Source organism: Streptomyces sp. NPDC057002 (assembly GCF_042673825.1).
GTDB lineage: Bacteria > Actinomycetota > Actinomycetes > Streptomycetales > Streptomycetaceae > Streptomyces.
The window spans coordinates 109,673-135,073 of sequence record NZ_JBHURZ010000011.1 but is presented as its reverse complement, the minus strand read 5'-3'; the positions used below and the strand labels follow the sequence as shown (position 1 = coordinate 135,073).

Genomic DNA, 25,401 nt, shown 5'->3' with positions numbered 1-25,401 from the left:
GTCGTCACGCCCTGTCCGCGACGCGCTCGCCGAGCAGGCCTTGTGGCCTGAAGAGGAGCACGAGGATGAGGAGGCAGAAGGCCCAGACGTTGGCCCAGCTCTGACCGCCGAGCTGCTGCATGCCGGGGATCTCGTCGATGTAGGCCGAGGCGAGGGTCTCGGCGATGCCGAGGACGACGCCGCCGAGCATGGCGCCGTAGATGTTGCCGATACCGCCGAGGACGGCCGCGGTGAAGGCCTTCAGGCCCATCAGGAAGCCCATGCGGTAGTCGACGTTGCCGTACTTGAGTCCGTAGGCGACGGCCGCGACGGCGGCGAAGAAACCGCCGATGGCGAAGGCGATGACGATGATGCGGTTGGTGTCGATGCCCATGAGCTGCGCGGTGTCGGGGTCCTGCGCGGTGGCCTGCATGGCGCGGCCGGTACGGCTGCGGCGCACGAAGATCGCGAGGGCGGCCATGCAGACGACGGCGGCCAGGATGAGGAAGATGTCGGCGTCCTTGATGGTGATGGAGCCGATGTCGTGGGTGGCGTCGAGCCCGGGGAAGGCACGGGCGCGGTCGGCGCCGGGGTAGAAGTTGCGGACGACTTCCTGGAGGGCCAGGGAGAGGCCGATGGCGGTGATGAGCGGTGCCAGGCGTGGTGCTCCGCGCAGTGGCCGGTAGGCGAACCGTTCCGCTCCGACGGCTATGAGGATGGCCACGAGGGCGCCGCCGAGGAGCATGAGCGGTACGGCGAGGGCCATCGAGGTGCCGTCGGGCAGGATGTAGAAGTAGACCGTGAGGGCGCCGAACGCCCCGGTCATGAAGATCTCGCCGTGCGCGAAGTTGATGAGCTGGACGATGCCGTACACCATCGTGTAGCCGATGGCGATAAGCCCGTACATCGAGCCGAGAAGCAGCCCGTTGGCCAGCTGCTGCGGCAGGGTGTTCACCGCATGGCCTCCATGTCGCTGGTGGTCGTGTGCACTGGATGTGTGCGTGGTCGTGTGCTGTGGGGGGTGTGGAAACGGGCCGCGCGGTCGGGGTCTTCCTTCCGCGCGGCCCGTGGTGCGGCGTTGTGGCGGGCCGATTACTTCAGGTCGGCGGTGCCGGTCTCCACGTCCTTCCAGGCACCCTTCTCGACCTGGTAGACCGTCAGCTGCTTGTTGGTGGTGTCGCCGTACTCGTCGAAGGAGATCTTGCCGGTGAGGCCTTCGAAGTCGGACTTCTGGACACCGTCGACGACCTTGGAGCGCAGGTCGTTGATGTCGGTGGGAACCTTGCCGCCGTTGGCGTCGGCCGCGGCCTTGACGGCCTTGATGATGGCGGTGGTGGCGTCGTAGGCGTAGGCGCCGTAGGCGCCGTAGTCGCCCTTGTACCCCTTGTCCTTGTACGTCTGGATGAACTGCTTGGCGGCGGGCAGGGTGTCGGCGGGGACACCGATGGCCGTGGCGAGGTCGCCCTCGGAGGACTTGCCGGCGGCCTCGATGTAGGTGGAGGCGAACATGCCGTCGCCGCCGAACAGCGGGATCTTGGCGCCGGTGTCCTTGAGCTGCTTGGTGATCAGCGCGGACTCGTCGTACTGGCCGCCGTAGTAGACCAGGTCGGCGCCGGAGTTCTTGATCTTCGTGGCGAGCGAACCGAAGTCCTTGTCACCCGTGTTGACGTGGTCGGTGGCGACGACCTTGCCGCCCATCTTCTTGTACTGCTCGGCGAAGATCTTCGCGAGGCCGGCGCCGTAGGTCTGCTTGTCGTCGACGACGAAGGCCTTCTTCTTCTTGAGGCCGTTGTACGCGTAGCCGGCGGCGAAGCTGCCCTGCAGTTCGTCGGTGGTGGCGGTGCGGAAGTACGTCTTGTACGGGCGCTTCTTGTCCGTCTGCCAGTTCTTGCCCTGGGTCAGCTCGGGGTTGGTGTTGGCCGGGGAGATCTGGACCATGTTGGCCGAGGCGAACACCTGCTGCATCGTCTGGGCGACGCCGGAGTTCAGCGGGCCGACGGCGCCGACGGCGGTCTTGTCGCCGACGATGCTGGTGGCGTTGGACTGGCCGGTGGCGGGCTGCGCCTTGTCGTCCAGGGCCTTGAGCTTGAACTTCACGCCCGGGACCCAGTTGTTCTTGTTGGCGTCGTCGACGGCAATCTGGGCGCCGTACTGGATGCCGAGGCCGGTGGTGGAGTTCTCACCGGACAGGGGGGCATCGACGCCGATGGTCAGCGTGGTGCCGCCGCTGTCTCCGCCCTTGTCGCCGCTGTCGTCTCGGGACCCGCAGGCGGTGAGAGTCAGAGCTCCGGTCGTCAGAACGGAGGTAAGAATCACCAAGGAACGCTGTCGCACGATCAGTCCTTTCACAGGCAGGCCCGCCCTTGGTCGGGGGGTAGTGCCGCGCTGGTACCGAACTCCCGATGGAGCGGTGACTGGCCGTGACTCTAAGCCCGGTGTGGAGGCAGGGTCAGCGGCGTGGGACGGCTTGTGACTTTCTTGTTATGACGTGATGGATGCCCGGCTTCTCCGGCGGACCCTCTCGGCGGGTTTGGCCGCTTTTCGCCGAAGTCCGCATTCTGAGAACCCGCACTTCCGGTTGGCCATGGCCGAGATCGTGCGGTCGGCGTGGCGCAGGTGGCGTGGGCGGGATCGGCAGGGTTCCGGGGGCGGGCGGGGTCGAAGAGGAGGCCGCGGTGTTGTATTGCGCGCGCGTTACGGAGCGTTACGCAAAGAAAGGCGCGGCTCGTGTCCAGGGGGAGTTCCGAACAATTGGAAACAGTTATTTCCACGGTGTCGCCGCGGGTGAACCGGAACCTGCCTGCTTTCCGGGGAAGTTGAGGAGTTCGGCTGTGTGTCTACGCGCGGACGCCGCCGCGTGGGGGTTCCCTCGCGGCGGCGTCGGGCCGGAATGTGTCTGCGGGTGGATCAGCGTGCGGCGCGGATCAGTGCCTCGTCGCCCGGATTCACGTCGCGCAGCATGCAGGTGAGCCGGGCGGTACACACCCTTTTGTCGTTTTCGTCCGTGATGACGATTTCATAGGTGGCGGTCGAGCGTCCCCGGTGCACGGGTGTGGCCACGCCGGTGACGAGGCCGGAGCGTGCCCCGCGGTGGTGGGTGCAGTTCAGGTCGACGCCCACGGCGATCTTGGAGCTGCCGCCGTGCAGCATGGACCCGACCGAGCCGAGGGTCTCGGCCAGTACCGCGGAGGCCCCGCCGTGCAGCAGTCCGTAGGGCTGGGTGTTGCCCTCCACCGGCATCGTCCCGACGACCCGGTCCGCCGACGCCTCGAGGATCTGGACGCCCATCCGGGTCCCGAGGTGGCCCGCGGAGAACAGGGCCAGGAGGTCCACGCCGAGCGCGGCGTACTCGTCGATGACCTCTTGCGGGAACTTCACATGCTGCTGCTCACCCATGGGGCCGGGCTCCGTTCGTCCTGGTCACTGCGGCTGCCTCTATGACTGAGCAAACGCTCAGTCGGTGGCCGATTGTTCCAGACGCACCACGACGGACTTGCTGGCCGGGGTGTTGCTGCTATCCGCGGTGGCGTCCAGCGGCACCAGCACATTGGTCTCCGGGTAGTACGCGGCGGCGCAGCCCCGGGCCGTCGGATAGTGCACGACGCGGAAGCCCGGCGCCCGGCGCTCCACCCCGTCCTTCCACTCGCTGACCAGGTCGACGTAGGAGCCGTCCGCCAGCCTCAGCTTCCGCGCGTCCTCGGGGTTGACCAGCACCACCCGGCGGCCGTTCCTGATGCCCCGGTAGCGGTCGTCGAGGCCGTAGATCGTGGTGTTGTACTGGTCGTGCGAGCGCAGCGTCTGGAGCAGCAGGCGGCCCTCGGGCAGCTCCGGGAACTCCACGGGCGCGGCGGTGAAGTTGGCCTTGCCGGTGGCGGTGGGGAAGCGGCGCTCGTCACGCGGGGCGTGGGGCAGGGCGAAGCCGCCGGCGGAACCCGTCACGCGCGCGTTGAAGTCCTGGAAGCCGGGGATGACGCGCGCGATCCGGTCCCGGATCGTCGCGTAGTCCTTCTCGAACTCCTCCCAGGGCGTGGAGCTGTTCTCGCCCAGCACACCACGGGCCAGGCGGCAGACGATGGCCGGCTCGGACAGCAGGTGCGCGCTCGCGGGCTCCAGCCGGCCCCGGGAGGCGTGCACCATGCCCATCGAGTCCTCGACCGTCACGAACTGCTCGCCGCTGCCCTGGAGGTCGCGTTCGGTACGGCCGAGCGTCGGGAGGATCAGGGCACGCGCGCCCGTGATCACGTGCGAGCGGTTCAGCTTCGTCGACACGTGCACGGTCAGCCGGGCCCGCCGCATCGCCGCCTCGGTGACCTCCGTGTCGGGGGACGCCGAGACGAAGTTGCCGCCCATGGCGAAGAAGACCTTCGCCTCGCCGTCGCGCAGTGCGCGGATGGCCCGTACGACGTCGTAGCCGTGCTCGCGCGGCGGCGCGAAGCCGAACTCCTTCTCCAGGGCGTCCAGGAACGCCGGGGCGGGGCGCTCGAAGATGCCCATGGTGCGGTCGCCCTGCACGTTCGAATGGCCGCGCACCGGGCAGACGCCCGCGCCCGGGCGGCCGATGTTGCCGCGCAGGAGGAGGAAGTTGACCACTTCCCTGATGGTGGGGACCGAGTGCTTGTGCTGGGTGAGGCCCATCGCCCAGCACACGATGGTGCGCTCGGAGGCGAGGATCATGCGCAGGGCGTCCTCGATCTCCTTCCGGGTCAGCCCGGTGGCCGCGAGCGTCTCGTCCCAGTCCGCGGCGCGGGCGGCCTCGGCGAACTCCTCGTAGCCATGCGTGTGCTCCCGGACGAACGCCTCGTCGACCGCGCCCTCCGTGCCGAGGATCAGCTTGTTGAGGAGGCGGAAGAGGGCCTGGTCGCCGCCGATGCGGATCTGGAGGAACAGGTCGGTGAGGGAGGCGCCCTTGAGCATGCCCTGCGGGGTCTGCGGGTTCTTGAAGCGCTCCAGGCCCGCCTCGGGCAGCGGATTGACGCTGATGATCTTCGCGCCGTTGGTCTTGGCCTTCTCCAGCGCGGACAGCATGCGCGGGTGGTTGGTGCCGGGGTTCTGCCCCGCGACGATGATCAGGTCGGCCTTGTACAGGTCCTCCAGCAGGACGCTGCCCTTGCCGATGCCGATCGTCTCCGACAGGGCCGAGCCGGACGACTCGTGGCACATGTTGGAGCAGTCGGGGAGGTTGTTCGTGCCGAGCTCGCGGGCGAACAGCTGATAGAGGAACGCGGCCTCGTTGCTGGTGCGCCCGGAGGTGTAGAAGACGGCCTCGTCCGGGGAGGCGAGGGCGGCGACCTCCTCGGCGATGATGCCGAAGGCGCGCTCCCAGCTGACCGGCTCGTAGTGCGTGCCCCCTTCGGGGAGGTACATGGGGTGCGTGAGGCGGCCCTGCTGTCCCAGCCAGTAGCCGCTGCGGTCGGCGAGATCGGCGACCGGGTGCGCGGCGAAGAACTCGGGCGTGACCCGGCGCAGCGTGGCCTCCTCGGCGACCGCCTTCGCGCCGTTCTCGCAGAATTCCGCCTTGTGCCGGTGCTCCGGCTCGGGCCAGGCGCAGCCCGGGCAGTCGAAGCCGTCCTTCTGGTTCACGCTCAGCAGCGTCAGCGCGGTGCGCTTCACACCCATCTGCTGCTGGGCCATGCGCAGCGTGTGCCCGATCGCGGGGAGGCCCGCTGCCGCGTGCTTCGGCCCGGCGACCTGCGGCGCGTCCTGAACCGGATCACTCTTGGGCGGCTTCGTGGCCATCGCACGCTCCCCTTACTGCGCTGTGAGACAGGTCTCCGATCGTCGCACGGGGTGCTGACACCGAGTGGGGGTGGGGTTGGAGCGAGGCCCCGGCCCGGTGCCGGCGGCCGGGCTCGGGGCCGGGGGGCGGAGCTCGGGGCCGGGGGCGGGGCCGAGTGTCAGTGGGGCGTGGCAGGATCGGGGGCGTGGCAGAGACAGCATCGAAGACGACCGACAAGACCTCCGGCGGCAGCCGCCCGCGACTGATGCTCATGGACGGGCACTCGCTGGCCTACCGCGCGTTCTTCGCGCTGCCCGCGGAGAACTTCACCACCGCGACGGGCCAGCCGACGAACGCGATCTACGGTTTCGCGTCGATGCTGGCCAACACGCTGCGCGACGAGGAGCCCACGCACTTCGCGGTCGCCTTCGACGTCTCCCGCAAGACCTGGCGGTCCCAGGAGTTCACGGAGTACAAGGCGAACCGCTCCAAGACCCCGGACGAGTTCAAGGGCCAGGTCGAGCTGATCGGCGAGCTCCTCGACGCCATGGGCGCCGCCCGCTTCGCGGTGGACGGCTTCGAGGCGGACGACGTGATCGCCACCCTCGCCACCCAGGCCGAGGCCGAGGGCTTCGAGGTGCTGATCGTCACGGGCGACCGTGACTCCTTCCAGCTGGTCAGCGAGCACACCACGGTGCTGTACCCGACCAAGGGCGTCTCCGAGCTGACCCGCTTCACCCCGGAGAAGGTATTCGAGAAGTACGGGTTGACGCCCGCGCAGTACCCCGACTTCGCGGCCCTGCGCGGCGACCCCTCCGACAACCTCCCCGGCATCCCCGGCGTCGGCGAGAAGACCGCCGCGAAGTGGATCAACCAGTTCGGCTCCTTCGCGGACCTCGTCGAGCGCGTCGAGGAGGTCAAGGGCAAGGCCGGCCAGAACCTCCGCGACCACCTCGAGGCGGTCAAGCTCAACCGCCGGCTCACGGAGCTGGAGCGCCGGGTGGAGCTCCCCAAGGGCGTCACCGACCTGGAGCGGGCCGCCTACGACCGCACGGCCGTCGCGGTGGTCCTGGACACCCTGGAGATCCGCAACCCCTCGCTGCGCGAGCGGCTCTTCGCCGTCGACCCCGGCGCCGAGGAGGCCGAGACCACCCCGGTCAGCACGGAGGGCGTGCAGCTGGACGGCACGGTGCTCGGCACCGGCGAGCTGACCGGCTGGCTCACCGAGCACGGCACCCAGCCCCTCGGTATCGCCACGGTCGACACCTGGGCGCTCGGCACCGGCTCGGTCGCCGAGGTCGCGCTCGCCGCGCCCGGCGGCCCGGCCGCCTGGTTCGACCCCTCCCAGCTGGACGAGGCCGACGAGACGGCCTTCGCGGCCTGGCTCGCCGACGCCGACCGGCCCAAGACCTTCCACAACGCCAAGGGCGCCATGCGGGTCTTCGCCGAGCACGGCTGGATCGTCGAGGGCGTCACCATGGACACCGCGCTCGCCGCCTACCTGGTCAAGCCGGGCCGCCGCTCCTTCGACCTGGACGCGCTGTCCCTGGAGTACCTGCACCGCGAGCTGACCCCTGCCGCCGCTGCCGACGGCCAGCTCGCCTTCGGCGCGGACGAGGGCGCCGAGGCCGAGGCCCTGATGATCCAGGCCCGTGCCGTCCTCGACCTGGGCCAGGCCTTCGAGGGCCGCCTGGAGGAGGTCGGCGCCGCCGATCTCCTGCGCGACATGGAGCTGCCCACCTCCGCGCTGCTCGCCCGTATGGAGCGGCACGGCATCGCGGCCGACCGGGCCCACCTGGAGGCCATGGAGCAGATGTTCGCCGGCGCCGTCCAGCAGGCGGTGAAGGAGGCCCACGCGGCGGCCGGGCACGAGTTCAACCTGGGCTCGCCCAAGCAGCTCCAGGAAGTCCTCTTCGGCGAGCTGGCCCTGCCCAAGACGAAGCGGACGAAGACCGGCTACACCACGGACGCCGACGCCCTCGCCTGGCTCGCCGGCCAGACGGACAACGAGCTGCCGGTGATCATGCTCCGCCACCGCGAGCAGGCCAAGCTCCGCGTCACCGTCGAGGGCCTGATCAAGACGATCGCCGCGGACGGCCGGATCCACACCACCTTCAACCAGACGGTCGCCGCCACCGGCCGGCTGTCCTCGACGGACCCGAACCTGCAGAACATCCCGGTCCGCACCGACGAGGGCCGCGCCATCCGCCGCGGTTTCGTCGTCGGCGAGGGCTTCGAGTCCCTGATGACGGCCGACTACAGCCAGATCGAGCTGCGCGTGATGGCCCACCTCTCCGAGGACGAGGGCCTGATCGAGGCCTTCACCTCGGGCGAGGACCTGCACACCACGGCGGCCTCCCAGGTCTTCGCGGTCGAGCCGACCGCGGTGGACGCCGAGATGCGCCGCAAGATCAAGGCCATGTCGTACGGCCTGGCCTACGGACTGTCCGCCTTCGGCCTCTCCCAGCAGCTGAACATCGAGGCGGCGGAGGCCCGCGCCCTGATGGACGCGTACTTCGAGCGGTTCGGCGGCGTACGGGACTATCTGCGCCGCGCGGTCGACGAGGCCCGGGCGACGGGCTACACGGCGACGCTCTTCGGGCGCCGCCGCTACCTCCCCGACCTCAACAGCGACAACCGCCAGCGTCGTGAGGCGGCGGAGCGGATGGCCCTCAACGCACCCATCCAGGGCACGGCGGCCGACATCGTGAAGATCGCCATGCTCAAGGTGGGCAGCGCGCTGAAGGAGGCCGGACTGGAGTCCCGGATGCTGCTCCAGGTGCACGACGAAGTCGTGCTGGAGATCGCCCCGGGCGAGCGCGCGGCAGCCGAGGAACTCGTCCGCCGCGAGATGGCGAACGCCGTCCACCTCCGCGTCCCGCTGGGCGTCTCGGTGGGCGCGGGCGCGGACTGGGAGTCGGCGGCGCACTAGCAGGCAGGCGGCGAGGCGGGGCGCTCTCGGCCGAGTGCGGAGCCGAGGGCCTGAGGCGAGGGGCGGAGGCGAGGGCCTGAGGCGAGGGCACCCGCCACCCCGCCCTCGCGGAAACCGTCACTCGCGTGGCCCCCGAGAAAGGGCCCCCGCCCTGGACGGTCGCAAGGATGCGGGCATGGGTATACGCACGCTCCTCAGCCGCACGGCACCAGGCGTGGCACTCCCGCCGGCCTCGGCCTTCGCGGCCGACGCCAGCACGCTCCGCGTCCCCGTCCCTCTCACCGCGGCCCTGCGCCACGCGACGGCGGACCTCCGGCAGCGCCTGGCCCGCGGACGGCGGCCGGCCGATCCCGCCGGCGCCGGTTCCGGGTCCGGCGTCACTGGTTCCATCGGCACCGGTGACCTTTCGGCGGTCACCGACCCGCAGACCGTCACCGGCATCGACTGCGTCGGCGACCTGCCCGCCGTGCCCTGCCTCACCGGCCGCACACCCACCACCGGCCCGCACCCGGGCAGCGCCGGCCACCCCGGCAGCGCCGACCGTCCTGGCAACCCCGATTCCCCCGGCACTCCCAAGGCCCCCGCCAGGACCTCACGCCCCTGGGCCGACCGGGCCCGCGGCTATCTGAGCCTCGTCCTCACCCTGCTCCCACGGCCGCGCCCCGCGCACACCACCATCACGGTGTACATCGCGACCACTGAGCCCCTCAGCGAGCGGCCGGACGGCTCTGCTCCGTATCGCCGGCACGGTCAGGACCGCCGGGGTCCGGAACCGGGCGCCGCGCCCTGACCACCACGGCGTACAGCAGCAGCGCCGGGACGAGCCCCGCCCCCGCGCCGAAGCACACCGTCGGAATGATCTCCCACGGCTTCGCGTCCGACCCCCAGTAGGCCCACCACCGCGCCGCCCGCTGCACCGCCCCCAGCAGCGCGAAGCCGCCGATCACGGCACCGGCCGCCCAGCGGTCCCGTGCCGCCAGCACCGGGATCCCCACAGGCTCGCGCGCCGGCGCCCGTCGCAGCGCGCACAGCACGAACACCGCGATCACCACAGCGGCCACCGCCGAACCGCCGTACTGCAGGTACCAGTACAGCGGCGAGCCCGCCACCTCACGGCCCAGCACCGGAAACAGCCGCATCCCCCACCGGTCGAGGTGCGTGAAGGCGTCCCACACGACGTGCGTCAGCGCGCCGAGCACCGCCGACACGTACCACCGCACCACCAGAGAGGGCGTCACACGCGCGCGGGGCGTCCCGCATCGCACCAGGGCCGCCACCCGCCCCTGCCGAGCCCGCGGCAGCAGCGCCACCAGTGGCTCGCGCATCAGCAGCCAGAGCCCCACCAGCGCCCAGGCGATGAGCACATCGACCGTGAACACCCCCGGGAACGCGTGCGTGACGTCACCGAACTCCATCGCCCCGGACAGCACACTCGCCGCGTAGTAGGTCATGTCGGGCGCGAAGGAACCCGCCACGAGGACGGCGGGCACCAGCGGGCCCCGGCCGGTCCCGTCGGTGCGTACGGCGGGCAGTACGGCTGCCGCGTGGCTCAGCGTGAACGGCAACTCTGCTCCTGGTGACGGTCGTTGCCAGCGATCGGACCGCCCAGTATGCGGGATGCCGAACCTCGGCCGCCCGCCACGCTCGCCGCATGACCAACCGGTGAATACCGGGCACGAACGGGTGCCCGAGCAAAGCAAGTTGCCGTAGGGTCGCCAGGGTCACCGTGCCGGGGCGAGAGATATGCCAGTCGGAGGGCAACCACTCGGGCCGGTCGATCGTCACAACAGAGCGAACGCAACAGAAGTGCGCGAACGCAACAGAAGTGCGCGACAGGCAGAGACGGACGCTCGGGCGTCCACGGGAGGGGTTCACTCTATGGCGGCGCAATTCGGCAGGAGGCTGCGCAAGGGGGCGGCAACCACCGCCGTGGCCGCGGTAGCGGTCGCGGCACTGTCCGCCTCCCAGGCTCCGGGCGTGAACGACCACGGCAGACAGACCGCGGCGGACGCCACGCCCTCACCCGACGCGAGCGCTTCCGACGGCAGCGCCACCGGCAACTCGCCGTACTACACGGACCTGCCGCCGCTCAAGAGCCCGAACCCGTCCCCGAGCACCGGAACCGGCCCCGCGGCCCCCGGCGCCAGCGAGGCGGGCATTCCCGCGACCGTCCTCGACGCCTACAAGAAGGCCGAGACCGCGCTGAACGAGGCCAAGCCGGGCTGCAACCTGCCCTGGCAACTCCTGGCCGCCATCGGCAAGGTGGAGTCGGGCCAGGCCCGCGGCGGCCGTGTCAACGCCGACGGCACGACGACCTCGCCCATCCTCGGCCCGCAGCTCGACGGCAACGGCTTCGCCCTCATCAGGGACACCGACGACGGCGCCTACGACGGCAACAGCTCCTACGACCAGGCCGTCGGCCCCATGCAGTTCATCCCGTCCACCTGGGCGTGGGCGGGCCGCGACGGCAACGACGACGGCAAGAAGGACCCCAACAACATCTACGACGCGGCACTCGCCGCGGGCCACTACCTGTGCCGCAACAACTGGGACCTGTCCGACCAGAACGACCTCGACCGGGCGATCCTCAGCTACAACAACTCGCGGGAGTACCTGAACCTGGTCATGCGCTGGGTGGAGTACTACCGCAAGGGCACGCACGAGATCCCCGACGGCACCGGCACGCTGCCCGACAACCGCAGCGACGACGGTGCCGGGGCGAGCACTTCGCCCTCCACGCCGAACACGCCGAACACACCGGACACGCCGGCTCCGGGGGGCTCGAAGCCCAAGCCCAGCCCCAAGCCCGAGAGCCCCGGCGGCGGCTCGACGACCCCGAAGCCGCCCACCGACCCCGGCGGCACCCCGACCACGCCCCCCTCGACGCCTCCCACGAACACCGACACGGTGGACCACCTGGAGGACGCCGGCACCGCGAAGCTCACCGCCATGGCCGGCGACGCGTTCACCAAGCGGATCAGCACCCGCGCCGAGACGAAGGCCGGCAAGGCCGTCGGCAAGGTCAGGGTCCGCTTCACGATCATCGGCAGTACGGACACCACCTTCACCGGCGGCGAGAACGTGGCCACGGTCGCCACCAACAGCTCCGGCGTGGCCGTCGCACCCGCCCTGCAGGCGGGGGAGAAGACGGGCAAGGTCACCGTCCGCGCCACCGTCGTGGGCCGCACGGTCGCCGGCCTCGACTACACCGCCACCGTCACCGAACGCGCCGCCGACGCCCTGGCCCGCACCGGTGACGCCGCGCTGACCTGCCTCCCCGGCGGCGAGTTCGCCGACCAGGTCGAGGTGAAGGCCACGTACAAGGGGGCCGTCGCCGACGGCGTCGCGGCCACGGCCACGCTGATCAAGTCGGCGGACGACCCGACCGCCGCCGACAAGGGCCCCTACTTCAAGGACGCCGACGGCAAGGCCGTCCGCACCCTGAAGGCCCTGAAGACGGACGCGAAGGGTTTGCTGAAGCTGCCCAAGCTGTACGCGGACGACACCACCGGCACGTTCCTGCTCCGCATCAACACCGCGGGCGGAGCGACACTCACCGTCGAACTGACCGTGGCGGCGGCCGAGACGTCCTCGCCGAGCCCGTCCACGAGCCCCTCGGCGAGCCCCGGCGCGTAGCTCTCGAGTAGTACGGACGACGCCCCTTCTTAAGGAGGGGCGTCGTTGTGTGTGCAACGTGTTCTCATCTCCGCCGCGCGTTGCTACGGTGCCGAGAAACCTGACGGTGCATCAGCTCGACGGTGGGGAGGCCCCCGTATGCGCACTCTCGTCGCCGCCGCCACCGGTCTCGCCGTCGCGTTCGCCGTCGTCCTGACGCTGACCGCCCTCGGCTCCCCCTCGGGCGGGACGTCCCCGAAGCCGCTGCTGACGACGGTGCCCGCACACCCCTGACCGCCCGCCCGGGACGGAGGCCCAGATGCGCCGCAAGGCCGCTCTGATCCTGCTCGCCCTCGCCGTGTTCTTCGCGGCACTGTCCCCGCTGCTGCGCTGGTACGCCTTCCCGCGCCTCGCCAAGGTCCCCGCGAACCAGTACCAGGACATGGTCCTGGAGGCTCGCGACGCCACCCTCCTCGACTACGGCACCATGCGGGCGAAGAAGGTCCCCAAGGTCACCATCGTGCAGACCCTCAAGGGCAACGTCGAGGCCTCCGAGAGGATCGAGGAGTCAGCGGGCCGGGACGTGGTCGTCTGGGACGGTCTGTCGTACGTCGTCGGCCCCGACGGCGAGATGGTGTCGAAGATCCCCGAGCGCTACATCTTCGACGCCCACACCCAGGAACCCGTCCACGCCACCGGCGAGTCCGTCGACGGCGACCCGGTGCGCCGCGAGGGCATCGAGTTCAAATGGCCGTTCCTCACGGAGAAACGGGCCTACCAGTACTTCGACGCCCAGGCCCGCGTCACCGCCCCCATCCACTACCAGGACACCCGCACTTTCCGTGGCCTGGAGGTCTACTACTTCGAGCAGACCATCCCCTGGACCAAGGTGAAGATCCCGAAGACGCTGCCCGTGGAGGGCCTCACCCCCGAGTCGGTCGCCCAGACCGGCACGACCCGCTGGTACACCACGGTCCGCAAGTTCTGGGTCGAGCCCCTCACCGGCGCTCCCGTCTACGGCGAGGAGATCCACAAGGAGGAACTGCGCGGCGGCGCCCTCCTCGGCGACCGTGACAAGGTCACCGCGTTCGCCGGCCATGTGAAGATGCGCGAGGACTACATCACGCACACCGTCGACCTGGTGAAGTCCCAGCGCCTGCTCATCCTCCTGATGACGTCCTACCTGCCGTGGGGCTCGCTCACCCTCGGCGTCCTCCTGCTGGCCCTCGCGCTGTACCTGGAGGCCCGCGGCCGCCGCCCCTCCGGCCCGGCCCCGGCAGCGGCGGAGGAGCCGTCACAGGTCAGCGCCTGAGCCGGGCGTTGGTGTACCGGGTCGGCTCGGCACCCGCCGGGTCCTCGGGCCACGGATGCTTCGGATACCGCCCGCGCAGCTCCGCCCGTACGCCCTTGTAGCCGTCCCGCCAGAACGAGGCGAGGTCGGCGGTGACGGCGGCCGGCCGCCCGGCCGGGGACAGCAGATGCACGAGCAGCGGCACCCCGGCGGCCCGGGGCGACTCCTGCAGCCCGAACATCTCCTGCAACTTCACCGCGAGCACGGGCTGCTCGGGCCGGGACCAGTCGATGCGGATCTTCGACCCGCTCGGCACGGCCATCCGCTCCGGGGCCAGCTCGTCGAGCCGCCCGGCCTCCCCGGAGGCCCAGGGCAGCAGCCGGACGAGCGCATGACCGGCATCGATCCGCGCCAGATCGGCCCGCCGCCGCGCCCGGCTCAGCTCCGGCTCCAGCCACTCCTCCACGCGCGCGTGGAGCGCTTCATCGGAGACATCGGGCCAGGGCTCACCGAGGTGCAGCCGCAGAAACGCGAGCCGCTGCCGCAGGACACCGGCATCCGCCGACCACCGCAGCAGCCCGAGCCCATCCCGCCGCAGCCCGTCCAGCAGCGCACCGCGTACGAGCCCGGGATCGGCGTCCTTCAGCGACCGCACCGCCAACTCCACGGCCCCCAGCCGCTCCACCCGCCGCGCCACGACGTCCCCGCCGTCCCAGCACACCTCGTCCCGCTCGTCCAGCAGCGCCCCCGCGGCGAGCCGGGCGATGTCCTCATCGACCACGGCGCCCGACTGCACACGCGCGTGCCCCTTGCCGACGGGCCGGTCAGCCACGGCGACGGCCACCCAGCCGGCCCCTCGCAGCCCGCTGCCCTCCCCGACCTCGGCCCGGGTCCCGGACACCATGAGGCACGACCCACCGTCGGCCCTGGCAACGCGCTCGGGATAGGCGAGAGCGGCAACGAGCCCGACCTGCCGGTCCTCCGAGGCGTCTTGCGGCCAGTTACGGGTGGGTCGTCGGGAAATCTCAGAACCGACGGCCCGCAGTCGCCGAACCTCGCGACGCCACCGCGTGGCATAGGCGTCACCCTCACGCCGAGCACGACGCAACGCACCCGCTAGATCCTCGCCGTACTCCCGGGGCGCCTCCTCACTCAGCAAGGCGACCACCTCCGAGGCCCGGTCGACCCCCACGAACGGCACGGAGTCGAGCAATGCCCGCCCCAGCCGCGGATGCAGCCCCAGCCGAGACAGGGCGACTCCCCGCTCAGTCGCCCGCCCGGCGGAGTCGACGGCCCCGACAACGCCCAGCACCTCCCGCGCCGCCGCCATACCCCCGGAGGGCGGCGCATCGAGCAATGCCAGCCCCGAAGCGTCAGGATCCCCCCAGCACGCCACCTGAAGCGCGAACGCCGTCAGGTCGGCCACCTTTATCTCCGGAGACGGGAAACGCGGCAGCCGCGCGTCCTCGGCCTCCGCCCAGCAGCGGTACACCGCCCCGGGTGCCTCACGCCCGGCCCGCCCGGCCCGCTGCCGCCCGGCCGCCTGCGACGCCCGTACCGTCGTCAGCGCGCTCAACCCGCGCGCGTGGTCGACGCGCGGCTCACGCGCCAGCCCCGAGTCCACGACGACCCGCACACCCGGCACCGTCAACGACGACTCCGCCACGGACGTGGCCAGCACGATCCGCCGCCGTTCACCCGGGGCGAGCACCGCGTCCTGCACGGCGGCCGGCGCCCGCCCGTGCACCTGGAGCACATCGATGTCCCCAAGGCCCCCGAGCTGCCCGGCCACCCGGGCGATCTCGCCCACGCCCGGCAGAAAACACAGCACGTCCCCGTCCCGCTCGGCCAGGGCCCGCCGCACCACCGACGCCACATGCGTCAGCAGCGCCGGATCGACACGCATCCCGTGCGGCGGCCGTACGGGCCGCACCGGCGGCGTCCACACCACCTCCACCGGATACGCCGCCCCCTGGGCCTCCACCACCGGCGCGTCGCCCAGCAGCGCGGCCCACCCCCGCGCGTCGGTCGTCGCCGAGGCGGCCACCAGCCGCAGCTCGGGCCGCAGCGTCTGCCGCACGTCCCACAGGAACGCCGCCGCCGTGTCCGCGTCCAGATGACGCTCGTGGCACTCGTCGAGCACCACCACGTCGACACCGGTCAGCTCCTGGTCCCGCTGCAACCGCTGCACCAGCACACCGGTCGTGACGACCTCCACGCGCGTGTGCCGCCCGACGACGCGTTCCCCGCGCACGGTGTAGCCGACGCTCCCGCCGGGCTTCTCGCCCAGCAGCCATGCCATCCGCCGCGCCGCCGCCCGGGCCGCGATCCGCCGCGGCTCGGCCACGATCACCCGCCGCTCGGGGCCCTGGCCGAGCAGCCCCGCCAGTGCCAGCGGCACCAGGGTCGTCTTGCCTGTGCCGGGCGGCGCCACGAGGACGGCGGTGCCGTGGCCCCGCAAGGCGTCGTTCAGACCGGGCAGGGCACCACGTACCGGCAGGGCGTCCAGAGCGTCGTAGCGGATCACGCACTCAGTCTCGTACGCACACGAAGATCGCCGTCCCCGGGATCAGGTTCCCGCGCAGCGGCGACCACCCGCCCCACTCGGACGTGTTCCAGGCCGGCCACTCCGGCTCCACAAGGTCCACCAGGCGGAAGCCCGACGCCGCGACGTCCCGGACCCGGTCGCCGAGCGTCCGGTGGTGCTCGACGTAGACCGCGCGGCCCTCCTCGTCCTGCTCGACATAGGGCGTGCGGTCGAAGTAGGAACCCGACACCGACAGCCCCTCCGGCCCCGGCTCGTCCGGGAAGGCCCAGCGGATCGGATGCGTCACCGAGAAGACGAGCCGTCCCCCGGGCCGCAGCACCCGGCGCACCTCACGCAGGACCAGACGCGGGTCGGCGACGAAGGGCAGCGCCCCGTACGCCGAGCAGACCAGGTCGAACGAACCGTCCGCGAAGGGCAGCGCACCGGCGTCGGCGCACACCAGGGGGAACGGTCCGCCGATGCGCAGCGCGTGCTGCAACTGCCGGTGCGAGATGTCCAGGGCGACCGGCCGGGCACCCTGGCCGGCCAGCCAGCGCGCGCACTGTGCCGCGCCCGCGCCGATCTCCAGGACGTCCTTGCCCTTCAGATCCTCCGGCGGGCCGAGCAGCTCGGCCTCGACCTCGTCGAGGCCCTCGGGCCCCCACACGAACCGGTCGTCGCCGAGGAATGTGCCGTGCTCGACCTGGTACTCGTCCGCGTTACGGTCCCACCAGCCGCGATTGGCGCGGGAGCTCTCCGTGGCCCCGGCGGCACGCCGGGTCGCCTCGGGTTCGGACGCTTCGGACTCTTGGATGATCGGCTCCCTCGTCGTACTCTTCCGTCCAGCCTGCTCCGGTGGCTTCACGAAGGGGTCCCGTATGGCCCACGTGGCCTCGGAAGACTGAACTTGTGCCGGTTATGCGGCGATCCGCCCCGGGTGGGCGGCTTCGCGCATTGACCCTGCCCGGCTGCCCCCGTATGCTACAAGTTGCGCTGCGAGCCTGCGCACCTCAGACGTAGCAGGTTGCGCTCGCATCTGTATGTATGTCCCCTCGGTTGTCGAGGCGCCACCCTTTGTACGTGTGGCGCTTCCTAGGCTGTCCGGCTTCTGCAGAGCGAAACGGGCTCCGGCGTAGCAGTACCTACGACTTCAATGTCCGTACCGGAGCCCTTTCCCACATGACGAGCAGCACCGAGACCACCGCAACGACCCCGCAGGTTGCGGTCAACGACATCGGTAACGAGGAAGCCTTCCTCGCCGCGATCGACGAGACGATCAAGTACTTCAACGACGGCGACATCGTCGACGGCGTCATCGTGAAGGTCGACCGGGACGAGGTCCTGCTCGACATCGGTTACAAGACCGAAGGCGTTATCCCGAGCCGCGAGCTCTCGATCAAGCACGACGTCGACCCCAACGAGGTCGTCGCCGTCGGTGACGAGATCGAGGCCCTTGTTCTCCAGAAGGAGGACAAGGAAGGCCGCCTGATCCTCTCGAAGAAGCGCGCCCAGTACGAGCGTGCCTGGGGCACCATCGAGAAGATCAAGGAAGAGGACGGGATCGTCACCGGTACCGTCATCGAGGTCGTCAAGGGTGGTCTCATCCTCGACATCGGCCTCCGTGGCTTCCTCCCGGCCTCCCTGGTCGAGATGCGCCGCGTTCGCGACCTCCAGCCCTACGTGGGCAAGGAGCTCGAGGCCAAGATCATCGAGCTGGACAAGAACCGTAACAACGTGGTCCTGTCCCGCCGTGCCTGGCTGGAGCAGACCCAGTCCGAGGTCCGCCAGACGTTCCTCACGACCCTCCAGAAGGGTCAGGTCCGTTCCGGCGTCGTCTCCTCGATCGTCAACTTCGGTGCCTTCGTGGACCTGGGTGGCGTCGACGGTCTGGTCCACGTCTCCGAGCTCTCCTGGAAGCACATCGACCACCCCTCCGAGGTTGTCGAGGTCGGCCAGGAGGTCACCGTCGAGGTTCTCGACGTCGACATGGACCGCGAGCGTGTCTCCCTGTCGCTGAAGGCGACCCAGGAAGACCCGTGGCAGCAGTTCGCCCGCACCCACCAGATCGGCCAGGTCGTGCCCGGCAAGGTCACGAAGCTGGTTCCGTTCGGTGCGTTCGTCCGCGTGGACGAGGGCATCGAGGGTCTGGTCCACATCTCCGAGCTGGCCGAGCGCCACGTGGAGATCCCGGAGCAGGTCGTCCAGGTCAACGACGAGATCTTCGTCAAGGTCATCGACATCGACCTCGAGCGTCGCCGCATCAGCCTCTCGCTGAAGCAGGCCAACGAGGCCTTCGGTGCCGACCCGGCCACGGTCGAGTTCGACCCGACCCTGTACGGCATGGCCGCGTCCTACGACGACCAGGGCAACTACATCTACCCCGAGGGCTTCGACCCCGAGACCAACGACTGGCTCGAGGGCTACGAGACCCAGCGCGAGGCGTGGGAGGGCCAGTACGCCGAGGCGCAGACGCGCTTCGAGCAGCACCAGGCCCAGGTCATCAAGTCCCGCGAGGCCGACGCCGCTGCTGCGGCCGAGGGCGGCGACGCCGCGGGTGCGGCTCCGGCCGCGAGCGGTGGCGGTGGCGGTTCGTACTCCTCCGAGGGTGCGGACAACTCCGGTGCGCTGGCTTCGGACGAGGCGCTTGCCGCGCTGCGCGAGAAGCTGGCCGGTGGGCAGAGCTGAACGCCCACTGAGCTGTAGCTCCTGACTGAGGGCCCGCACCTTTCGAGGTGCGGGCCCTCAGCGTGTCGGGGCCGTCGTTCGGCTGCGGGCCGGTGGGGGCTTGTCGCGCAGTTTCCCCGCGGCCCTTCAGGGCGTTGTCCCCTCTGGCAAGATCAGAAGTCCCCTCCTCGGGAATGCCCGCCCCTGTAAGGGCGTTGTGCCGTATGAACACGAGGAGGAGCGGTCACTGTGCTTGATCCGCAGGGTTTGTACGCATGGGAGCCGAAGGGGCTGGCTGTCGTCGACATGGCGCTCGCCCAGGAGTCGGCCGGTCTTGTCATGCTCTACCACTTCGACGGATACATCGACGCGGGGGAGGCGGGCGACCAGATCGTCGACCGGCTGCTCGACTCGCTGCCCCACCAGGTCGTCGCCCGCTTCGACCACGACCGGCTCGTGGACTACCGAGCCCGCCGCCCGCTGCTGACGTTCAAGCGCGACCGCTGGAGCGACTACGAGGACCCCGCCCTCGAGGTGCGGCTCGTTCAGGACGCCACCGGAGCGCCGTTCCTGCTGTTGTCCGGCCCCGAGCCGGACGTGGAGTGGGAGCGCTTCGCCGCGGCCGTGAAGCAGATCGTGGAGCGGCTCGGCGTCCGCCTGTCCGTGAACTTCCACGGCATCCCCATGGGCGTCCCGCACACCCGGCCCGTGGGCCTCACCCCGCACGGCAACCGCACCGACCTGGTTCCGGGCCATCGCAGCCCGTTCGAGGAGGCGCAGGTGCCCGGCAGTGCCGAGTCCCTCATCGAGTACCGCCTGCTCCAGGCGGGGCACGACGTCCTCGGTGTCGCCGCCCATGTCCCGCACTACATCGCCCGCTCGCCGTACCCGGACGCGGCCCTGACGGTTCTGGAGGCCATCACGGCGGCGACCGGACTGGTGCTGCCCGGTATCGCCCACGCCCTGCGCTCCGACGCCCACCGCACCCAGACGGAGATCGACCGGCAGATCCGCGAGGGCGACGACGACCTCACCGCCCTCGTCGAGGGCCTTGAGCACCAGTACGACGCCGTCGCGGGCGCCGAGACCCGCGGCAACATGCTCGCCGAGCCGGTGGACATCCCGTCGGCCGACGAGATCGGCAAGGAATTCGAACGCTTCCTGGCGGAGCGAGAGGGCGACACCTGACCGGACGGCCGGCGGCGGGAGCCGGTCCTGCCCGATGTGCTGTCAGTGGCAGGACCTAAGCTGTCGGTCATGCTGAAGGTGGGCCTGACCGGCGGCATCGGTGCCGGCAAGAGTGAGGTGTCACGGCTGCTCGTCGCATGCGGGGCCGTGCTGATCGACGCGGACCGCATCGCGCGGGAGGTCGTCGCGCCGGGGACCCCGGGTCTCGCCGCGGTCGTGGAGGCCTTCGGCGAGCAGGTGCTCGCCCCCGACGGCAGTCTTGACCGCCCCAAGCTGGGCTCCATCGTCTTCGCCGACCCGGCGAGGCTCGCCACCCTCAACTCGATCGTGCACCCACTGGTGGGCGCCCGCTCCCGCGAGCTGGAGGAGGCCGCCGCCGAGGACGCGGTCGTCGTCCACGACGTCCCGCTCCTCACCGAGAACGGCCTCGCACCGCTGTACGACCTCGTCATCGTCGTCGACGCGGCCCCCGAGACCCAACTCGACCGGCTCGTACGGCTGCGCGGCATGACCGAGGAGGACGCACGGGCGCGGATGGCCGCCCAGGCGACGCGCGAGCAGCGCCGGGAGATCGCGGACGTCGTCGTCGACAACGACGTCCCGCTGGAGGAGCTGGAGCGCCGCGTGAAGGATGTGTGGGCCGAGCTGGCGCGCAGGTCCCACGCGTCCCGGCCGGACCCTCAGGGCCGGCCCGCCCCTCAGGAATAGGGGCACCCCGAGGGGGCGTTGAATCTTTCCAGTGAGGGAAGGACTCTGCCGTGCCCGAGACCAGCGGTTCCACCGGACGTACCCCGGAGACGCACGTCATCGACTTCCGCGCCGCCGAGCAACTGCTCGCCGCGCGGGATCCGCGGGGCGCGGTGAAGCTGCTCGACGGAGTCATCGCCGCGCACCCGGAGAACACCGCCGCGCGACTGCTGCGCGCCCGTGCCTTCTTCGCGGCGGCGCAGCTGCGGCCGGCCGAGCTCGAGTTCTCGATCGTCCTGGAGCGTGAGCCGGACAACGCGTTCGCGCACTTCGCGCTCGCCCGCACCTATGAGCGGCAGAACCGCCCCGACCAGGCGAAACGCCATTTCCGCCTGGCGGCCGCGCTGGACCCGAACCCGCAGTTCCAGAAGGCCGCGCGCTTCGACTCGTGAGCGGCCGTTCCGGTCTGTCTCGTCCGCCTCGTCCGCCTCGTCTGTCTCGTCCGTCTCAGGGGTGGTCCTCGGGCGGCCGGTAGGGCGGGATGTCGGGGCCCGGCTGCCAGTGCGGGCCCTGGCGGATGTGCCTGAGGACGACGGCCAGGTCGATCGTGACGATCAGCAGCAGCACACCGCAGGCGATGGCCCAGCCGGGCCGCCCGGCGAGCGTGAAGGCGACCGTCCCGAAGAGTGCCCAGACCAGCCCCCACACACTCAGCCAGAAGCGCGCCCGCAGGGCACTGCGCGCGGTCGACGGTTCACTGCCTGTACGCATCGCGATCTCCACTCCTGCTTGCAACGTACTCTCCGCCGCGGATGCGGACCACCAGGAAAGCCGCTGCCCGCGCGGGCCGAAGCCGGGCCCCGTGCGGGACAACGTTCACCCGGTCGGGTGAAGGCGGCCGGGAGAGGAACTGGCGTGCGGGTGTGGCCCGTTGGACCGGCATGGAGATGAAATTGCGTGAGGGGTACGAGGGGACTGGACCCGGGGCCATCACCCCGGACGGCTGCGCGGTGGAGCTCTACTCGCGACTGCCCCTGGGGGACGAACCGGACATCATCGCCGCGGCGGTGCCCGAGAAGGCGCGCATCCTGGAGCTGGGCAGCGGGGTCGGGCGCATGACTCATGGACTGCTGGAGCGCGGGTTCACGGTGACGGCGGTCGACGAGTCCGCCGAGATGCTGGAGCGCGTGCGCGGGGCGCGGACGATATGCAGCCCCATCGAGGACCTGGATCTGGGCGAGACGTTCGACGTGGTGCTGCTCGCGTCGTTCCTCGTGCACGCGGGGGACGTCGAGGTGCGGCGTGGCCTACTGCGGACCTGTGTGCGCCATGTCGCTGAGGGCGGCAGCGTGCTGATCCAGCGAGAGGGCGCGGACTACCACACGAATCTGCCGCGCGAGCGCGTGGACCCCAGCGGCTTCACCGTGCGGATCGTGTCGGCGGAGCCGGTCGGCGACGGGGTCAACTCGGTGCGCGCGGAGTACGAGTTCCCGGACGCGGTCTGGACACAGACGTTCCGCGCACGACCGCTGACCGAGGAGCAGTTCGAGGAGGCGCTGGAGGAGGCGGGCCTGAAGGTGGACCGGTATCTGACGGACGATGGGATATGGGTGAGGGCGGTGCGAGCGGCTTAGGAGCCGGGGGTGCTTGAGAGGGCGAACGGGGCGGAGGCGCCCGGACGTCTGATCGGCTACGACACCGTCTCCACGTCCCTGGCACTGCGCGGAGACGCCGAGTTGCGCGAGCTGGTGGACGCGGCCGTGCCGCTGGGCACCGGCATCGGAGGGAAGTCGGCCCGGCTGGACGTGTCCGGTACGCCGGTCTTCGTGAAGCGGGTGCCCCTGACGGACCTGGAGCGGCAGCCGGAGCATGTCCGGTCCACGGCCAATGTGTTCGGGCTGCCGATGGTCTGCCAGTACGGCGTCGGCGGGCCCGGGTTCGGGGCGTGGCGGGAGGTCGCCGTCCACACCATGACCACGAACTGGGTGCTCTCCGGGCAGTTCCAGGGCTTTCCCCTGATGTACAACTGGCGCGTCCTGCCGGACGAGGCACCCGGCCTGCCGGAGGAACTCGCCGATGTGGACAAGGCCGTGGACTACTGGGGAGGCAGCGCGGAAGTACGGCGGCGTATCGAGGCCCTGCGAGAGTCCTCGGCGAGTGTCGCACTGTTCCTCGAGTACGTCCCCCAGACGCTCCACACATGGCTGACGGATCAGGTGCGAGCCGGCGACGAGGCGCTCGACCGGGCGTGTTCCCTGGTGGAGAAGGAGCTGCGGGCCGGCACGTCCTTCATGAACAGCCGCGGGCTGCTCCACTTCGACGCCCACTTCGAGAACATCCTGACCGACGGCCGGCGCCTGTACTTCGCCGACTACGGCCTCGCCCTGTCCACCCGCTTCGACCTCTCGCGCACCGAGGCCGGCTTCCACGACCGGCACAGCACCTACGACCGCTGCTACACGGCCGGCTTCCTGGTGAACTGGCTGATCACCGCCCTGTGCGCGGGCGACTGGGAGGAACGTGGAGCACTGATACAGGCATGGGCCGAAGGGCGACAGCCCACCCGCGTACCACCAGGGACCGCGGAGATCCTCAGGCGCAACGCCCCGGTCGCCGCCGTGATGACGGACTTCTACCGTCGAGTCGAGGGGGTGAGCAGGACGACGCCCTACCCGGCGGAGAGGCTCCGGCGGCTCTGCCCGTGACGGGCGGCGTCGAGCGGGCTTCGGGGTGAAGTCGAGCTGGGGGCGCGGAAATTCCGCTGGGTGGCGATGAGTTCGAGGGCGAGCGGCGGTCTACCTCTTCGACACCACCACGGACCGCTTCCACAGGAGACCTTCATGTCCGAGACCACCGCTCCCGTCACCGCCGCTCCCGTCACCGCCGCCTCCGCCCCTGCCAGCGTCGTCGTAGCCGAGTCCGCGACCGCACGGGGGCGGCGTGCCCGGATCGCCCTGCGCGGCCTTCAGGTGCTGCTCGCCCTCTTCTACGCGATCCCGAGCGCCCTGCCCAAGCTGATCGCGCACCCGTCCGCCGCCGAGTCCTTCGAGAAGCTCGGCTGGGGCAGCGCGGGGATGTACACCATCGGGGCGCTCGAACTGGCCGGAGCGGTCGCCCTGTTGATCCCCGTGCTCCAGTCGGTGGCGGGAGTGGCGCTGAGCGCGTTGATGGTGGGCGCGTTCGTCGTGCAGATAGCCGTCTTCGACGGGCAGTACGCGGCGACGCCGCTCATCCTGATCGTGCCGCTCGCCCTCATCGCCTGGGCGCGGCGGGGGCACAACGCGGATCTGATGCGACTGCTGCGGCGACGGGCGTGACCGGGTGACACCGGGTCGAGTGCGACGCGGCGGCGTCCGGGAGGGCCGAGGGGCTCGTCCCGGGCGTCGCTGTCGTGTGCTGTGGCTTGTCGTGTCCGCTCGGGAGCGGACCATCGGGGCTTGGTTCAGGGGGAGTTGGGCCGTCGGAGCCGGGTCCACCGGGGCCGTGTTCCTGGAGCCCCTGTCCGTCGCGGCGGGCTCCTCACGGCGTGGGTCGGCCGATGTCGCTGCCGAGCCCGTCGCCGTCGCCGGGGCCCGGCAGGCCGCGCAGGCGTTCCATTTCGCGGCGGTCCCGCTTAGTCGGGCGGCCCGCGCCGCGGTCACGGATGCCGGCCGGGGCGACGGCCTCGCGGGGCGGGGGCGGCGGGGAGTTGTCGATGAAGCACTGGGCGGCCACGGGGGCGCCGACCCGCTTGCGGATCAGCCGCGTGACGACGACCACTCGCTCCCGGCCTTCGTGCCGCAGGCGTACCTCGTCGCCGACGCGCACGGCGTGTGCGGGTTTCACACGGTCGCCGTTGACGCGGACGTGACCGCCGCGGCAGGCGGTGGCTCCCATGGAACGGGTCTTGACGAGACGTACGGACCAGATCCAGCTGTCGACGCGGACGGTCTCGCCGCTCTGCGGTCCGGCCGCGTCGGCGGCGGCGATCGCCTCGGCGACCTTCGGGTCGAGGGCCTTCGCCTCGCCGTCGCCGGAGCTGTTCGCCGCACCTTGTGAAGCCATGTCCCCGACCTTAGTCCTCCGAGTGGTCCGATCGAGCGGGGAATCGGCCCCCGACCGCATCTACAAAACAAGTTTTGCAAAATGTCTTTTGCTGAATGGCCGCGGCGGCCTACCCTCCCCGGCATGGACAGCGACGAGCACAAGCGCGTACTCGACCCTGAGCACGACACCGCCGCCCTGAAGGCCCTCACCCACCCCCTGCGTATTCGGCTGCTCGGGCTGCTGCGGCAGGACGGGCCCGCCACGGCCAGTGAACTCGCCGCCCGGACGGGGGAGTCGTCGGCGTCGGCCAGCTATCACCTGCGGGTGCTGGCGAAGTACGCCTTCATCGCCGAGGCCGAGCATCGTGACGGTCGGGAGCGGCGCTGGCGGGCGCTGCACACCGTCACGTCCTGGAGCAACGAGGCGATGGAGTCCTCCGAGGAGGGCCGGGCCTTCGTCAGCTTGGCGCGGCGACGGCAGTTGGAGCACCTGGAGTCGTCCCTCGCCCGGCACGACGCAGACATGGCGGCCGGGCGGCTCGGCCAGGAGTGGGTGGAGCCGTCCGGGATCAGCGACCTCATGCTCCGGCTGACGGCCGGGTCGCTCGCCGAGCTCTGGGACACGATCGCCGGGAAGCTGGAGGAGCTGACGGCCCGGGACGCGGACGACCCGCGCGCCGAACGCGTAGTGCTCCTCACCGCAGGCCTGCCGCTCGCCTCGCGCGACCGCGAGGACGGCGACCACGACGGCACCGGCCACCAGGGCATCTCATGACG

General features: G+C 70.9%; 22 protein-coding genes. 13 read left to right on the top strand and 9 right to left on the bottom strand.

The annotated features are described in order from the left end of the window. Positions 1-4: 4 nt before the first annotated feature. The 4 genes from ACFT32_RS39805 to ACFT32_RS39790 form a co-directional block, all read right to left on the bottom strand. Positions 5-934: a branched-chain amino acid ABC transporter permease gene (locus tag ACFT32_RS39805; protein WP_382498929.1), complete on the bottom strand. Its 930-nt coding sequence runs from the start codon at positions 932-934 to the stop codon at positions 5-7. A 137-nt stretch (positions 935-1,071) separates the two neighbouring features. Further along, positions 1,072-2,298, bottom strand: coding sequence for a branched-chain amino acid ABC transporter substrate-binding protein (locus ACFT32_RS39800; protein ID WP_382499188.1), 1,227 nt, complete (start codon positions 2,296-2,298; stop codon positions 1,072-1,074). A gap of 588 nt (positions 2,299-2,886) precedes the next feature. Next, entirely contained in the window at positions 2,887-3,375 is a 489-nt protein-coding gene (locus ACFT32_RS39795) for a PaaI family thioesterase (protein WP_382498926.1), read from the bottom strand. A 57-nt stretch (positions 3,376-3,432) separates the two neighbouring features. Continuing rightward, a complete protein-coding gene (locus ACFT32_RS39790; RefSeq protein ID WP_382498924.1) occupies positions 3,433-5,715 on the bottom strand; it encodes an FdhF/YdeP family oxidoreductase in 2,283 nt (760 codons plus the stop codon). 185 nt (positions 5,716-5,900) lie between these two features. Here ACFT32_RS39790 and polA point away from each other — a divergent pair, with 185 nt between their 5' ends. Then, positions 5,901-8,627, top strand: coding sequence for a DNA polymerase I (gene polA, locus ACFT32_RS39785; protein ID WP_382498922.1), 2,727 nt, complete (start codon positions 5,901-5,903; stop codon positions 8,625-8,627). A 175-nt stretch (positions 8,628-8,802) separates the two neighbouring features. Continuing rightward, entirely contained in the window at positions 8,803-9,417 is a 615-nt protein-coding gene (locus ACFT32_RS39780; protein WP_382498920.1) for a hypothetical protein, read from the top strand. On the opposite strand, the gene ACFT32_RS39775 is transcribed toward ACFT32_RS39780, so the two are convergent. Continuing rightward, on the bottom strand, positions 9,335-10,192 hold the full coding sequence (locus ACFT32_RS39775; protein ID WP_382498918.1) for a DUF4184 family protein: 858 nt from the start codon (positions 10,190-10,192) through the stop codon (positions 9,335-9,337). The two genes, ACFT32_RS39780 and ACFT32_RS39775, sit on opposite strands and share 83 nt — an antisense overlap. Positions 10,193-10,505: 313 nt before the next feature. Between ACFT32_RS39775 and ACFT32_RS39770 the strand changes: the two genes are divergently transcribed. The 3 genes from ACFT32_RS39770 (at position 10,506) to ACFT32_RS39760 (ending at position 13,554) form a co-directional block, all read left to right on the top strand. After that, positions 10,506-12,263 (top strand): lytic transglycosylase domain-containing protein, encoded by a 1,758-nt coding sequence (locus ACFT32_RS39770; RefSeq protein ID WP_382498917.1) that lies wholly within the window; start codon positions 10,506-10,508, stop codon positions 12,261-12,263. Positions 12,264-12,401: 138 nt separating this feature from the next. Beyond that, positions 12,402-12,536 (top strand): SPW_0924 family protein, encoded by a 135-nt coding sequence (locus tag ACFT32_RS39765; RefSeq protein WP_184596728.1) that lies wholly within the window; start codon positions 12,402-12,404, stop codon positions 12,534-12,536. Between the two features lie 25 nt (positions 12,537-12,561). Continuing rightward, positions 12,562-13,554: a DUF3068 domain-containing protein gene (locus ACFT32_RS39760; RefSeq protein ID WP_382498914.1), complete on the top strand. Its 993-nt coding sequence runs from the start codon at positions 12,562-12,564 to the stop codon at positions 13,552-13,554. Here the strand turns inward: ACFT32_RS39760 and hrpB are convergent. After that, positions 13,544-16,060, bottom strand: a complete 2,517-nt coding sequence (gene hrpB, locus ACFT32_RS39755; RefSeq protein ID WP_382498912.1) for an ATP-dependent helicase HrpB — start codon at positions 16,058-16,060, stop codon at positions 13,544-13,546. The two genes, ACFT32_RS39760 and hrpB, sit on opposite strands and share 11 nt — an antisense overlap. Positions 16,061-16,064: 4 nt before the next feature. Further along, on the bottom strand, positions 16,065-16,925 hold the full coding sequence (locus ACFT32_RS39750) for a class I SAM-dependent methyltransferase (RefSeq protein WP_382498910.1): 861 nt from the start codon (positions 16,923-16,925) through the stop codon (positions 16,065-16,067). Between the two features lie 314 nt (positions 16,926-17,239). Here ACFT32_RS39750 and rpsA point away from each other — a divergent pair, with 314 nt between their 5' ends. From rpsA to ACFT32_RS39730, 4 genes are all read left to right on the top strand, one after another. Beyond that, the gene (gene rpsA, locus ACFT32_RS39745) at positions 17,240-18,745 is read left to right on the top strand and encodes a 30S ribosomal protein S1 (protein ID WP_189728867.1); all 1,506 of its coding nucleotides are present in this window, start codon (positions 17,240-17,242) and stop codon (positions 18,743-18,745) included. Positions 18,746-18,973: 228 nt separating this feature from the next. Beyond that, positions 18,974-19,912: a PAC2 family protein gene (locus ACFT32_RS39740; RefSeq protein WP_382498908.1), complete on the top strand. Its 939-nt coding sequence runs from the start codon at positions 18,974-18,976 to the stop codon at positions 19,910-19,912. 69 nt (positions 19,913-19,981) lie between these two features. Next, positions 19,982-20,620 carry a dephospho-CoA kinase gene (gene coaE, locus ACFT32_RS39735; RefSeq protein ID WP_382498907.1) on the top strand — a complete coding sequence of 213 codons (639 nt, stop codon included), beginning with the start codon at positions 19,982-19,984 and terminating at the stop codon, positions 20,618-20,620. Between the two features lie 50 nt (positions 20,621-20,670). Beyond that, positions 20,671-21,051 carry a M48 family metallopeptidase gene (locus ACFT32_RS39730; protein WP_189728861.1) on the top strand — a complete coding sequence of 127 codons (381 nt, stop codon included), beginning with the start codon at positions 20,671-20,673 and terminating at the stop codon, positions 21,049-21,051. 55 nt (positions 21,052-21,106) lie between these two features. Here ACFT32_RS39730 and ACFT32_RS39725 read toward each other — a convergent pair whose 3' ends face one another. Further along, positions 21,107-21,370, bottom strand: a complete 264-nt coding sequence (locus ACFT32_RS39725; RefSeq protein ID WP_382498904.1) for a DUF6343 family protein — start codon at positions 21,368-21,370, stop codon at positions 21,107-21,109. Between the two features lie 170 nt (positions 21,371-21,540). Here ACFT32_RS39725 and ACFT32_RS39720 point away from each other — a divergent pair, with 170 nt between their 5' ends. From ACFT32_RS39720 to ACFT32_RS39710, 3 genes are all read left to right on the top strand, one after another. Next, positions 21,541-22,233, top strand: coding sequence for a class I SAM-dependent methyltransferase (locus ACFT32_RS39720; RefSeq protein ID WP_382499186.1), 693 nt, complete (start codon positions 21,541-21,543; stop codon positions 22,231-22,233). Positions 22,234-22,242: 9 nt separating this feature from the next. Then, positions 22,243-23,304, top strand: coding sequence for a protein kinase family protein (locus ACFT32_RS39715; protein ID WP_382498902.1), 1,062 nt, complete (start codon positions 22,243-22,245; stop codon positions 23,302-23,304). Positions 23,305-23,439: 135 nt separating this feature from the next. Further along, complete coding sequence (locus tag ACFT32_RS39710; RefSeq protein ID WP_382498899.1) at positions 23,440-23,916, top strand: DoxX family protein; 477 nt, start codon at positions 23,440-23,442, stop codon at positions 23,914-23,916. A gap of 202 nt (positions 23,917-24,118) precedes the next feature. Here the strand turns inward: ACFT32_RS39710 and ACFT32_RS39705 are convergent, their stop codons facing one another. Beyond that, positions 24,119-24,643, bottom strand: coding sequence for an RNA-binding S4 domain-containing protein (locus tag ACFT32_RS39705; RefSeq protein ID WP_382498897.1), 525 nt, complete (start codon positions 24,641-24,643; stop codon positions 24,119-24,121). A gap of 123 nt (positions 24,644-24,766) precedes the next feature. Between ACFT32_RS39705 and ACFT32_RS39700 the strand changes: the two genes are divergently transcribed. Further along, positions 24,767-25,399: an ArsR/SmtB family transcription factor gene (locus ACFT32_RS39700; protein ID WP_382498895.1), complete on the top strand. Its 633-nt coding sequence runs from the start codon at positions 24,767-24,769 to the stop codon at positions 25,397-25,399. Positions 25,400-25,401: the final 2 nt, after the last annotated feature.